12 protein-coding genes are annotated in these 12,308 nt (G+C 72.7%); 5 read left to right on the top strand and 7 right to left on the bottom strand.

All coding sequences use genetic code 11. From position 1 onward, the window contains the following. Positions 1-241: 241 nt before the first annotated feature. Both ABFY07_RS13325 and ABFY07_RS13330 read left to right on the top strand, forming a co-directional pair. Positions 242-1,366, top strand: coding sequence for a DUF8017 domain-containing protein (locus ABFY07_RS13325; protein ID WP_346174699.1), 1,125 nt, complete (start codon positions 242-244; stop codon positions 1,364-1,366). 90 nt (positions 1,367-1,456) lie between these two features. Then, positions 1,457-2,797, top strand: coding sequence for an MFS transporter (locus ABFY07_RS13330; protein ID WP_065966793.1), 1,341 nt, complete (start codon positions 1,457-1,459; stop codon positions 2,795-2,797). Here the strand turns inward: ABFY07_RS13330 and ABFY07_RS13335 are convergent. Both ABFY07_RS13335 and tuf read right to left on the bottom strand, forming a co-directional pair. Beyond that, positions 2,784-3,575 carry a spermidine synthase gene (locus ABFY07_RS13335; RefSeq protein WP_346174755.1) on the bottom strand — a complete coding sequence of 264 codons (792 nt, stop codon included), beginning with the start codon at positions 3,573-3,575 and terminating at the stop codon, positions 2,784-2,786. The genes ABFY07_RS13330 and ABFY07_RS13335 overlap by 14 nt on opposite strands. 266 nt (positions 3,576-3,841) lie before the next feature. Next, positions 3,842-5,020: an elongation factor Tu gene (tuf, locus tag ABFY07_RS13340; protein WP_065966792.1), complete on the bottom strand. Its 1,179-nt coding sequence runs from the start codon at positions 5,018-5,020 to the stop codon at positions 3,842-3,844. A gap of 295 nt (positions 5,021-5,315) precedes the next feature. Between tuf and ABFY07_RS13345 the strand changes: the two genes are divergently transcribed. The 3 genes from ABFY07_RS13345 to ABFY07_RS13355 all read left to right on the top strand — a co-directional run bounded on the left by ABFY07_RS13345 (position 5,316) and on the right by ABFY07_RS13355 (position 7,467). Then, a complete protein-coding gene (locus ABFY07_RS13345) occupies positions 5,316-6,101 on the top strand; it encodes a TVP38/TMEM64 family protein (RefSeq protein ID WP_346174700.1) in 786 nt (261 codons plus the stop codon). Positions 6,102-6,252: 151 nt separating this feature from the next. After that, positions 6,253-7,125 carry an undecaprenyl-diphosphate phosphatase gene (locus tag ABFY07_RS13350; protein ID WP_065966790.1) on the top strand — a complete coding sequence of 291 codons (873 nt, stop codon included), beginning with the start codon at positions 6,253-6,255 and terminating at the stop codon, positions 7,123-7,125. Positions 7,126-7,284: 159 nt separating this feature from the next. After that, positions 7,285-7,467, top strand: a complete 183-nt coding sequence (locus tag ABFY07_RS13355; protein ID WP_346174701.1) for a hypothetical protein — start codon at positions 7,285-7,287, stop codon at positions 7,465-7,467. Positions 7,468-8,047: 580 nt separating this feature from the next. Here the strand turns inward: ABFY07_RS13355 and ABFY07_RS13360 are convergent. The 5 genes from ABFY07_RS13360 to ABFY07_RS13380 all read right to left on the bottom strand — a co-directional run bounded on the left by ABFY07_RS13360 (position 8,048) and on the right by ABFY07_RS13380 (position 12,272). Next, positions 8,048-8,707 (bottom strand): HAD family hydrolase, encoded by a 660-nt coding sequence (locus ABFY07_RS13360; RefSeq protein WP_346174702.1) that lies wholly within the window; start codon positions 8,705-8,707, stop codon positions 8,048-8,050. A 10-nt stretch (positions 8,708-8,717) separates the two neighbouring features. Continuing rightward, complete coding sequence (locus tag ABFY07_RS13365) at positions 8,718-9,350, bottom strand: flavin reductase family protein (protein ID WP_346174703.1); 633 nt, start codon at positions 9,348-9,350, stop codon at positions 8,718-8,720. A gap of 126 nt (positions 9,351-9,476) precedes the next feature. Beyond that, the gene (locus ABFY07_RS13370) at positions 9,477-10,460 is read right to left on the bottom strand and encodes an ABC transporter substrate-binding protein (protein WP_346174704.1); all 984 of its coding nucleotides are present in this window, start codon (positions 10,458-10,460) and stop codon (positions 9,477-9,479) included. A 53-nt stretch (positions 10,461-10,513) separates the two neighbouring features. Next, positions 10,514-11,278: an amino acid ABC transporter ATP-binding protein gene (locus ABFY07_RS13375; RefSeq protein ID WP_346174705.1), complete on the bottom strand. Its 765-nt coding sequence runs from the start codon at positions 11,276-11,278 to the stop codon at positions 10,514-10,516. Beyond that, positions 11,271-12,272 (bottom strand): amino acid ABC transporter permease, encoded by a 1,002-nt coding sequence (locus tag ABFY07_RS13380; RefSeq protein ID WP_428836921.1) that lies wholly within the window; start codon positions 12,270-12,272, stop codon positions 11,271-11,273. Before ABFY07_RS13380 ends, ABFY07_RS13375 begins: the two co-directional genes overlap by 8 nt. Positions 12,273-12,308: the final 36 nt, after the last annotated feature.

Here is a 12,308-nt window from a genome sequence, read left to right on the forward strand (position 1 = left end):
CTTCCCGGCGTGCGCCGATTCGGCGCACGCCGGGAAGCCTACTCAATCAGCGTGCGGTGGCCACATCCCACATGCCACACCGATGATCACACCGATGATCGCGGCATGCGGCGCCCGGGCATGGCGTCCCCTCCCCCGGAGACGGCCGCGGCGCCGACATGGTTCCCGCCCGCCGGGGAGCGGTGCGGCACCGAGGGGCGGCCGTGGCCGCCACCCCTGTCCCCCCTTATGGTTACTGGCCATGTGGCCAGGACAGCAGCCGCCCGGGGGCGAGCAGAACCCGCAAAATCCGAACCCCTATCAGCAGCCGGGGTATCACCAGCCCAACCCGTACCAGCAGCCGGGATATCACCAGCCGAATCCCTACCAGCAACCCCAGCAACCCCAGCAGCCCCAGCAGGGGCAGCCGCAGGGCCCGCCGCAGGTGCAGCCGCAGGGCCCGCCGCAGCAGGGATATCCGCAGCAGGCGCAGGCGCACGACATGCCCACCCAGGCCTGGGGCTCCCCCGCCGTCCAGCCGCCCGGCGCGCCGGAGCCGCCGCGGAAGAAGAACCGCACGGCCGTCATCGCCGTCGTCGCGGCGGTGGCCGTGGTCGCGGCCGCGGCGGTGACCGCCGTGCTGGTGACGAACAACGACGACGGGGGGAAGAAGGAGGCGAAGGGCGGCAAGAAGCCCTCGGCCGCCGCGTCCTCGTCCTCCCCCGCGCAGGGCGACGAGGGCGGCGACGACACCAGCGGTGACAGCGGCGGTGAGGACAATCCGCGCGCCGGCCAGACCGTCGAGCCGGTCATACCCGGCTGGAAGACGGTCACCAACCCCAAGCGCCACAACGCCTTCGACGTCCCCGCCGGCTGGTACGTGGCGTCCCCCGACACCATGAGTTCGTACTCCAAGGACGGCAAGCCGATCATCTCGATGACCGGCCCCGCCTACTACAAGCGGGACCGCTGCACGGTCAAGGACAAGAAGACCGGCTTCACCACCTCCAGCCCCCTGGCCGGAGCGGGCACCAAGGGCGCCCAGGGCGCCAAGACCCAGGCCCAGGCCGCCAAGACCGAGGCGCTCAACTGGCTCTACGCCGTGTTCGACCAGGACGAGACCGGCGATTTCAAATCCACCACGCCCAAGAAGTTCACCAGCGAGTACGGCGTCAAGGGCTACTCCTCCTCGGCCACCGTCACCGGTGTGAAGAAGACCGACAAGTGCTCGTCGGACGGCAAGGCGTTCACCGTCACCTACACGGACGTCAACGGCGACTGGGCGACCTGGGTCCTGTACTCGGCCAAGGGCGTCAAGGACGAGATCTCCGACGAGACCATCAAGAAGATCATGAACACTCTGCGGCCGCTGAAGTCCGGCTCCTGAACCGTCCGGGCCTCCCGAGCGGGCCCGGCCGAAAACCTCCTGGCCGAAATAGGGTTGGCGCCGGGGCCCGCCCCCAGGGATAGTCCGCGGGTGACCATCCCCTCCGCCTCGCGCCGCCGACCGGGCCGTCCCGCCTGGGCCGGCCGCAACTACACCCTGCTGACCGCCGCCGCCGTGGTGACGGGCCTCGGCAACGCCGGAGCCCTGATCGCGGCGGCGTTCGCGGTCCTGGAGGCCGGCGGGGACGGCGGCGACGTCGGCCTCGTCGCCGCGGCCCGCACCGTCCCGCTCGTCGTCTTCCTGCTGATCGGCGGCGCGGTCGCGGACCGGCTGCCGCGACACCGGGTCATGGTCGCGGCCAACACCCTCAACTGCCTGTCCCAGGCCGCCTTCGCCGCGCTCGTGCTGTCCGGCGAGGCACGGCTGTGGCAGATGGCCGTGCTCTCCGCGCTCGGCGGCACCGGGCAGGCCTTCTTCTCCCCCGCCGCCGAGGGCATGCTGCTGTCCACGGTCGACGGCGAACAGGCCGGGCGCGCCTTCGCGATCTTCCGGATGGGCATGAACGGCGCGCAGATCGGCGGCGCGGCGCTCGGCGGGGCCCTCATCGCGGCCTTCGGCCCCGGCTGGGTGCTGGCCGTGGACGCCGCCGCCTTCGCCGTCGCGGGCGCCCTGCGCGCCTTCCTCGACGTCGGCCGCACCGCCAGGCGCGAGAGCGCCGGAATGCTGCGGGATCTGCGCGAGGGCTGGCGGGAGGTGGCGGGCCGGCCCTGGCTGTGGGGCATCGTGGTGCAGTTCTCGGTGGTCAACGCCGTGGTGGCGGCGGCCGAGTCGGTGTACGGGCCGCTGGTCGCCGAGGAGCACCTGGGCGGGGCGCGGCCCTGGGGGCTCGCGCTCGCCGCGTTCGGCGCGGGCACCCTCCTGGGCGGGCTGCTGATGACGCGCTGGAAACCGCGCCGGCTGCTGCTGGTGGGCACGGTGTGCGTGTTTCCGTTCGCCCTGCCCTCGGCCGCCCTCGCCGTCCCGCTGCCCGTGCCCGCCCTGTGCGCGGTGATGTTCGGCGCCGGGGTCTCGATCGAGGTGTTCGGGGTGTCCTGGATGACCGCGCTGCACCAGGAGATCCCCGAGGACAAGCTGTCGCGGGTCGCCGCGTACGACTGGTTCGGCTCGGTGTCCATGGTGCCGCTCGCCACGGCGCTCGCGGGCCCGGCCGAGAGCGCCTTCGGCCGCACGGCCGCGCTGTGGGGGTGCTCCGCGCTGATCGTGCTGCTGACGGTGGCCGTGCTGGCGGTGCCGGAGGTACGGCGGCTGCGGCGGCGCACCGGCGCGCCCGTGGCGGAGGGCGTCGTCGCCGCCGGCCTCCCGGGCGTGCCCGGCGGCCTCCCCGGCGTGCCCGGCCAGGCGGACGGGCCGGGCCCGGTCAGCCGATGCTGAACGCGCCGCCCGGCGGCGTGGGCGAGGGCACCGCGTCCATGTCCCGCACCGGCGCCGCCCCGGCGACGAAGCGCTCCAGCGCCGCCCCGTGTTCGACCCGCGCGGGGAAGGCGTCGGCGGCGGTGCGCCGCGCCAGGGCGCTGACCGGCAGCTCGGCGTCCGAGGCCACCACCACCGCGTTGCCGAACCGGCGGCCGCGCAGCACGGCGGGCTCGGCGATCAGGCACACCTGGGCGAAGGCGGCGCGGAGATTGGCCAGTTGGGAGCGGAGGAAGGTGAAGGGCGCGCTGTCGGCCAGGTTGGCCGTGTAGCGGCCGCCCGGCCGCAGCACCCGGGCGGCGGCGCGCGCGTACTCGACGGAGGTGAGGTGCGCGGGGATCCGCGAGCCGCCGAAGACATCGGCGACCACGACGTCGGCGGACGCGGCGGGGGCGGCCTCCAGCGCGGTACGGGCGTCCGCCCGGCGCACCGCGATCCCCGACCCGGCGGGCAGCGGCAGCCGCTCGGCGACCAGTTCCAGCAGCGCGCCGTCGGCCTCGATCACCTCCTGGCGCGAGCCGGGGCGGACGGCCGCGACGAAGCGCGGCAGGGTCAGCGCCCCGCCGCCCAGGTGCAGCACGTCCAGCGGGGTGCCGGCGGCCCCGGTGAGCTCCAGGACGTGTGCGAGCCGCCGCGCGTACTCGAACTCCAGGTGGGTGGGGTCGTCCAGGTCGACGTACGACTGGGGGGAGCCGTCCACCGTGAGCAGCCAGGCGCGCGGGCGGTCCACGTCCGGCATCAGCTTGGCGGTGCCGCCGTCCACGTCCCTGACCACGGGGATCGGCTCGGCGGGGACCGGTCCGGCGGTTTTCGGCTCGGCGGGTATCGGTTCGGCGGGTATCGGCTCGGCGGATCTGGGCTCGGTGGGTGTTCTGGGCTCGGTGGGTGTCGGCTGGTCCACGCTCTCATTGTGCCGCCCGGCGCCCGGGCCCCGGCCCGCCCCGCCTCCGGCAGGCGTCTGCCGGAGGCGGGGGGCCCGCGGGCTCAGGGCCGGTCGGCGGCCGCTCAGGCCTGGTGGACGGCGGTCACCGTGCCCGCGCCCACCGTCCGGCCGCCCTCGCGGATGGCGAAGCCCAGGCCGGGCTCCAGCGGCAGGGCGCGCCCGAGCTCGACCTCCATGGTGACGGTGTCGCCGGGCCGGGCCACGCCCACCGCACCGAGGTCCACATCGCCGACCACGTCGGCCGTACGGATGTAGAACTGCGGCCGGTAGCCGGTGGAGACCGGGGTGCGCCGGCCTCCCTCGGCCGCCGACAGGACGTACACCCGCGCGGTGAAGCGCCGCCGGGGCACCACGCTGCCGGGCGCGGCGACCACATGGCCGCGGCGCACCGCGTCCCGCGCCACTCCCCGCAGCAGCAGGGCCACGTTGTCGCCCGCCTCGGCGAACTCCATCGGTTTGCCGAATGTCTCGACGCCCGTGACCACCGTCGCGGTGTCGGCGCCCAGCACCTCCACGCGGTCGCCGACGCGGACCGTGCCGCGCTCGATCGCTCCGGTGACGACCGTGCCGCGCCCGGTGATGGTCAGGACGTTCTCCACCGGGAGCAGGAACGGCGCGTCGGTGTAGCGCACCGGCATCGGCACATAGGTGTCCACCGCGTCCAGCAGGGCCTCGACGGAGGCGGTCCAGCGCGGCTCGCCGGCCAGCGCGCCCAGCCCGGAGACCCGTACGACGGGCGTGGTGTCGCCGGGGTAGCCGTGCGCGGACAGCAGCTCGCGCACCTCCAGCTCGACGAGGTCGGTGAGCTCGGGGTCGCCCGCGTCGGCCTTGTTGAGGGCGACCACGATGTGGTCCACCCCGACCTGGCGGGCGAGCAGCACGTGCTCGGCGGTCTGCGGCATGACGCCGTCGAGCGCCGAGACGACGAGCACCGCTCCGTCGAGTTGGGCCGCGCCCGTCACCATGTTCTTGATGAAGTCGGCGTGGCCGGGCATGTCGACGTGGGCGTAGTGGCGGGTGTCGGTCTCGTACTCGACGTGCGCGATGTTGATGGTGATGCCGCGCGCCGCCTCCTCCGGCGCCCGGTCGATGCGCTCGAAGGGGACGTACGCGCCGCCGGCGCCGCGCTCGCTGAGCACCTTGGTGATGGCGGCGGTCAACGTGGTCTTGCCGTGGTCGACATGGCCGATGGTGCCGATGTTCAGATGCGGCTTGGTGCGCGCGTAGGTCTGCTTGGACATGCTCCCGTTCCTCCCCGGAACAGCGATGGGATGTGAAGGAGGACCCCAGGGCCGAACCGACCCTCCCCTGGTGGGATCCGTCGGAGCTGTCCGAGGAGGGTCAGAGTCGGGCGCCGCCCGGGCAGGCGGGCGCGCCGGCCGCCGCGGGGGTGAAGGCAGCCTTGAGCGCGTCCGCGACCGCGGACGTGGGCTCGAGGAAGGGCTGCCGGAACATGCCGTTGATCGTCGCGCATCGCCTTCGCGTGCGTCGAATGGTTTTTCCTGGTTTCCGTGGTCGGTCGGTTACGCTCCTCCGGTGCCCGATGCCGCCGCCCCGCCCGCCACACCGGCCACCACACCGGCCGCGCGCCGCGCCCGCGCGCTGCTCTCGCCGCGGCTGCGGCTGTGCCTGCTGGTGCTGTTGCTGGCGGCCGCGGCGGGCGTGGTGTGGGCATGGCAGCCGCACCGGCTGCTGGCCGAGGGGTGGCCGCCGCGGCTGTCCGGCGGCCCGGCCGTGGTGATCTTCGCGCTCGCGTACGGGGGTTGTGCCGCGGCTCTTGTACCGCGGCCGCTGCTGAACCTGGCGGCGGGCGCGCTGTTCGGGGCTCCGGCGGGGCTGGCCGCGGCGGTGGCCGGGACGGTGCTGGGCGCCGGTGTCTCCTTCGGGCTGGGCAGGCTGCTGGGGCAGGACGCGCTGCGGCCGCTGCTGCGCGCCCGCTGGCTGGCGGCGGCCGACCGGCAGCTGAGCCGGCACGGCTTCCGGTCGATGCTGGCGATCCGGCTGTTCCCGGGTGTGCCGTTCGCCGCCGCCAACTACTGCGCCGCGGTGTCACGGATGGGCTGGCTTCCGTTCCTGCTCGCGACCGGCCTCGGCAGCGTCCCGAACACCGCCGCGTACGCGGTGGCGGGCAGCCACGCCACCACCCCGACCTCCCCGGTGTTCCTGGCCGCGCTGGCCTGTGTCGCCCTGCCCGCCCTCGCCGGGTGCGCCGTGGCCTGGCGCAAGCGCGGCCGGCTCCGCGCGGCCCGGGACACGGCCGGGCCAGGGCGGTCGGGCGAGCCGGGCCGGCCCGCGACGGAACCGGGCCCGTCGGGGGCCTGAGGACCAGGGTCCTAGTGGCCCTCTTACCGGGGGACGGTACGCTGCCCGACGACCGGCACTGATCCACAGCGGCCGGTTTCCCGTCGGCCACCCCGCCTGACCCGCCGCTGCGCCGGTCAGCGCATGATCAGCCTTTGGATATGTAGACGCGATGTCGTGGTTCGAATCATTCATTCTCGGACTGGTCCAGGGGCTGACCGAGTTCCTGCCGATCTCCTCCAGCGCCCATCTGCGGCTCACCGCCGCCTTCGCGGGCTGGAGCGACCCCGGCCCCGCCTTCACCGCCATCACCCAGATCGGCACCGAGCTGGCCGTGCTGATCTACTTCCGCAAGGACATCGCCAACATCGTCTCGGCTTGGGCCCGCTCCCTCTTCAGCAAGGAGTGGCGCGGCAACCATGACGCCCAGATGGGGTGGCTGGTCATCGTCGGCTCGATACCCATCGGTGTGCTCGGGGTGAGCCTGAAGGACCAGATCGAGGGCCCCTTCCGCGATCTGCGGCTGATCGCCACCACCCTGGTGGTGATGGGTCTCGTGCTGGGCTTCGCGGACCGGCGGGCCGCGCGCGACGAGACCGGCGGCAGGCACCGCGCGCCCGTGCAGCGCAAGACGCTGCGCGAACTCGGCGTCAAGGACGGCCTGATCTTCGGCATCTGCCAGGCGATGGCGCTGGTGCCGGGCGTGTCCCGCTCGGGGGCGACGATCAGCGGTGGTCTGCTGATGGGCTACACGCGCGAGGCGGCGGCCCGGTACTCCTTCCTGCTCGCGGTGCCCGCGGTGCTGGCCTCCGGTCTCTTCGAGCTGAAGGACGCCTCGGACGGACACACGGCGTGGGGTCCGACCATCTTCGCCACGGTTGTCGCGTTCGTCGTGGGTTACGCGGTCATCGCGTGGTTCATGAAGTTCATCACCACGAAGAGCTTCATGCCCTTCGTGATCTACCGCGTGCTGCTGGGCCTGGCGCTCTTCGCCCTCGTCGGATTCGGTGTGCTGAGCGCCCACGCGGCCGAGTCCGCGGGCTGACAGCCGCTTCGTCAAACAAGATCATCTCTCACTTCTCTCCCGCTCCCCTCCCGCGCGCGGGACCCGTGGGACAGGACAGGGCGTGGCCCTCACCGCTGTGGTGAGGGCCACGCGCGGCATGGGCCCGCCTTGTCCCCAGCCGCCCGTAGTCTTGGTCGTATGCCCGAGATGCCCATACCCCTGGAGTCGCCGCGCGCCGTCGACGCGGCGAATGAGGCGATCCGGCGGTTCATGGCGGCGCGGATCGGGCGCCCCCTCCGGCCGGCGGAGCGGCGGGAGTACACACGGCTGCTCGCCGTATGGGCCGAGGCCCAGCGGGGCCGGCTGCCCGAGACCGCGTAAGCCCGGGGGCGGCGGCCGTTCCGTCCCGAATACTGCGCTTGAACGCGAATGCCCCTCGCCGACGGGGGAGCAGCGAGGGGCACGGCCAGTGTGACACGGGACGGGCGGCGAAGTACCCGATTCGGGCGGTACACGTCGCATATATCTACAACCGGAACCGGGCCCCCTGACTCCGGGCCCTGGATCCGCCGGGTTATGGATCCGCCGGGTTATGGATCCGCCGGGCGCGAGGCACGCCTCCCGAGATCGGAGCGGTAGCGGTCCTACGGGGTTCGATCCCCGTACGCGCGAACGCGTTTCTACCAGAAAGAAGTAACCGCCGGCCTGCGCACCGGGAGGCGCGGCGCCTACTCTAGCCGCCCGCGTGGCCGCCGCCGAGCGATTAGAAGCGATCAAGGGGGAGGGGGGCCGCCGGCCGAGGAGGGAGGAGTCCGGCGGCCCCTTCGCCCAGGTCTGGCGCACCTGGACGGGCTGTACGAAGACTCAACCACCGCGTCGCGCGGCGCGGGAGGGTGTGCGGTAGATATATGCATGCACTCTGATCACACGGGGTGTGAACGCATCACACTCCGTGCGAGCTCTACCCAACGCTCCGCGTCGCCCCCGCCCCCATCAACCGGGCCAGCTCGGTCAGCGAGTCGACGCGCCAGTCCGCCAGGGCCGAGTCGGCCGTGCGCGCCCACAGATGCCCCCACGGCCCGCGCCGGAGGTGCGCCGCCCGCAGCCCGGCGGCCTTGGCGGGGCGGATGTCGAGGGCCGGGTAGTCGCCGACGTAGACGGTCTCGTGGGGCGCGGCGCGGGCCAGGTCCACGACATGGGCGAAGAACCGGGGATCCGGCTTGGCGACGCCCCACTGACCTGAGGTCGCGACCTCGTCCACCGGCAGGTCCAGCGCGCGCACCAGCTCACCCGCGCGCGCCGACTGGTTCCCGGCCACGGCCACGCGCATCCCCAGCGCCCGCAGCGCGCCCAGGGCCTCCCGGACGTCCGGATACAGATCCGACTCCTCGAGCCGCTCCCCGCAACCGGCCGCCTCCCGCGCCCGCCGCTCGGCGTGCACGTCCACCCCCGGCCGGGCGAGCCGGATCGCCTCCGCGTCGTCCCGCCCCTCCGCGACTACCGCCCCGACCAGCGCGGACAGCGTATGCCGGGGGACGCGGAGCCAGTCGGCCCACGACGCCCAGTACCGGTCCTCGCGCACCAGGGTCGAACCGACGTCGAAGACGATCGCCGCGGGCACCGGGCCGCCCCTAAGAACCGCTCCGCGCGCCGCCGCCCGCGCCGCCCTCCCAGTCCGCGTACCGGATCCGGGACCGCTCCCACACCTCCCCGAGCGTCCCCCACTCGTCCTTGCCCAGCCGCGCCAGCGGGCGCAGCCTGGTCACCTCGGGGTGCCCGTCGTCCATGACCTGCTCGTCGACCACGGCGTGCACCACCCGGCCGAACACCACGGTGGAGTCCCCCAGCCGCACCGTGCTGTGCAGCTCGCACTCCAGCGCCACCGGCGACGCCGCCACCCGCGGCGGCTTCACCCGCAGGCTGGGCTCCCGGGCGATGCCCACCGCCTCGAACTCCCCCATGTCGCGGGGGAAGTCCGTCGCGGTCTCGTTGATCTGCTCGAAGAGCTGCTCGGGCGCGAAGTTGACCACGAACTCGCCGGTCTCCTCCACATTGCGCAGCGAGTCCTTCCGCCCCACGGAGGTGAACTGCACGATCGGCGGGGACACGCAGGCGATGGTGAAGAAGGAGTGCGGCGCCAGATTGCAGGTCCCGGCCGCCGAGACGGTGGACACCCAGGCGATCGGCCGGGGCACGACCACCGAGGTCAGCAGCTTGTAGAAGGGAGTGCGGCCTACGGCCTCGGGCTCGAATTCGATACGCATACCGCCCAGTATCCGCACCCACGGCAGGCCACCCCAAGGGCGGCTCGCGGCCTCACCGCTTTCCGTGGTGTTCCGCACCGGCGGCGTCGGGGCGCGGGGTGGTGCGCCCCCGCGCCCCGGGTCGCGTCACTTGTTGGTCTTGGGCAGGCCCGGCGGGTTGATCTCCGACTTCTCGACGGCCTCGCCCGACAACCCCCAGCGCTTGAGCACCTTCGCGTAACTGCCGTTGTCGATGATCTCGTTGAGCGCCGAGTTCACCGCCTTGACCAGCCCGTTGTCCTTCTTGGTGGTGGCCGCGATGAGGCCCTGGAGGGTTTCGCCGGCGCCGGAGTACGTGCCGACGACCTCGGTCTGCCCGGCGGAGGCCACATGGTAGGCGGCGGTCGGGTTGGGGCCCAGGAAGAGGTCGATCCGGCCGGAGGCGAGCGCGAGGTAGGTGTCGCTCTGGTTCTGGTAGTACTTGATCCTCACCGGTTCGCGGCCGGCCTTCACGTTCTCCTTGCTCCACTCGACCAGCAGCTTCTCCTGGTTGGTGCCGGTGTCCACGGCGACGGTCTTCCCCGACACGTCCTTGGGCCCGGTCACCTTCAGACCGCTGCCCTTCTTCGCCTCGAAGGCCAGGTCGTCCTTGCGGTAGCTGGCGAAGTCGTACTTCTCCTTGCGCTCTTCGGTGTCGGTGATGTTGCTGAAGCCGACGTCGTACTTGCCGCTGTCCAGGCCGACGAAGATGTTCTCCCAGGACACCGTGTTGAGGTGCGGCTTGAGGCCCAGCACATCGGCCACCAGGTAGGCGAGGTCGGGCTCCACGCCGATGACGGTCTTGTTGTCGGTGGCGTAGAAGGTCAGCGGCGCCGAGGAGTCGGAGGAGTCGACGATCTCCAGGGTGCCTCTCTTGCGTATCTCCGCGGGCACCTGCGCGGCGATGGAGTCCACCTCGGGGGTGGTGACGCGCTTCTGGTCCGCGCTCAGGTTGATCTTCGTACGGCTGCCGTTCCCGGCCTTGACCTCGGCCGTACCGCTGTCCGAGGGGTTGCCGCAGGCGGTGAGGACGAGGGCCGCGGCGAGCGGCAGGACGGCCGTGGCGGAGCGACGGGTGAGGCTGGCTGACACGGTGGTTCTCCTTGCTTCGGGGGAAACGGGGGCGGCCGCGGGGAGGGAGGCCGTCACAGGACCTTGGAGAGGAAGGCGCGGGTGCGCTCGTGGCGCGGGGCGTCGAGGACGGCCGCGGGCGGTCCCTGCTCCACGACGACGCCCCCGTCCATGAACACCACCGTGTCGGCGACCTCGCGGGCGAAGCCGATCTCGTGGGTCACGATGATCATGGTGGTGCCGGTCCGCGCCAGATCCTTGATCACGTCCAGGACCTCACCGACCAGTTCCGGGTCGAGTGCCGAGGTGGGCTCGTCGAACAGCAGCACCTTGGGCTCCAGGGCCAGCGCGCGGGCGATGGCCACGCGCTGCTGCTGCCCGCCGGACAGCTGCCGGGGATAGGCGCCCGCCTTGTCGGCGAGGCCGACCCGCTCCAGCAGCCGCGCGGCACTCGCCACGGCCTCCTTGCGCGGGCGGCGCAGCGCCGAGACCGGGGCCTCGAGGAGGTTCTCCTCCACGGTGAGGTGCGGGAAGAGGTTGAAGTCCTGGAAGACGAAGCCGATGTGGGTGCGCTGCCGCAGGACCTCCCGCTCCCTCAGCTCGTGCAGCCTGTTCCCGGACCTGCGGTAGCCGATCAGCTCCCCGTCGATGCTGATCCAGCCGCGGTCCACCTTCTCCAGGTGGTTGATGGTGCGCAGCAGGGTGGACTTGCCGGAGCCGGAGGGGCCGAGGATCACGGTCACCTCGCCGGCGCGCACCCGGAGGTCCACGCCGCGCAGCACCTCCAGCGGCCCGAAGCTCTTGTGGACCCCGCGCACCTCCACCATCACCTCACCCATGACCGCCTCCCAGGGGTGCGGCCGGGCGGCGGCGCTGTGTGGCGGCGGCCCGCAGGCCGGCCAGGAACCGCCGGGCGCGCTCCGGCGGCGTGGGGGGCGGGGTGCGCTCGGCGCCCCGGGCGTAGTGGCGCTCGACGTAGTACTGCGCCACCGAGAGCACGGAGGTCAGGAACACGTACCAGGCGGTGGCGACCATCAGCAGCGGGATCACCATGCCGTTGCGCCCGTAGATGACCTTGACCTGGTAGAAGAGTTCGCCGATGGCCATCACGTACACCACCGAGGTGCCCTTGAGGAGGCTGATGATCTCGCTGCCGGCGGTGGGCAGGATGGCCCGCATGGCCTGGGGCAGCACGATCCGCCGGATCTGCCGCAGCCTGGGGATCCCGAGGGCCGCCGCGGCCTCGAGCTGGCCCTGGTCGACCGAGAGGACACCGCCGCGGACGATCTCCGCGCAGTAGGCCGCCTGGTGGAGCGACAGGCCGATGAGGGCCGCGCCGATGGTCCCGATCAGGTCATTGCTGCTGACGGACCAGAACACCGGGCCGAAGGGGATGCCGATGCCCAACTCCCGGTAGAGGGCGCCCAGGTTGAACCAGAACACCAGCTGGACGATCATCGGGATGGACCGGAAGATCCACACATAGGTCCAGGCCACGGTCCGCAGCACCGGGCTGGCCGACAGCCGCATGAACGCCAGCACGGTGCCGAGGGTGAAGCCGAGCAGCATCGAATAGGCGGTGAGCTGCAACGTCACCCCCACGGCGGTGACGATGGTCTCGGACAGCACGTACTCGCCGAAGACCCGCCACTGCCAGACGGGGTTGGTGACCAGCCCGTGGAGGAACTGGACGCTGACGACGAGGACGGCGAGCGCGGCGGCCCAGCGGGCGTAGTGGCGGGTGGGAACGACCTTCAGCGAGGCCAGGTCGTCGTGGTCGGGGCGAGCGTGGTCGGGGCGAGCGTGGTCGGGGCGAGCCTGGTCGGCCTCGATGGCGTCGGCCGGGGTGGCGTCGGCCTCGATGGCGAC

It is taken from the genome of Streptomyces sparsogenes subsp. cuspidosporus, assembly GCF_039532705.1.
GTDB classification, from domain to species: Bacteria; Actinomycetota; Actinomycetes; order Streptomycetales; family Streptomycetaceae; genus Streptomyces; species Streptomyces sparsogenes.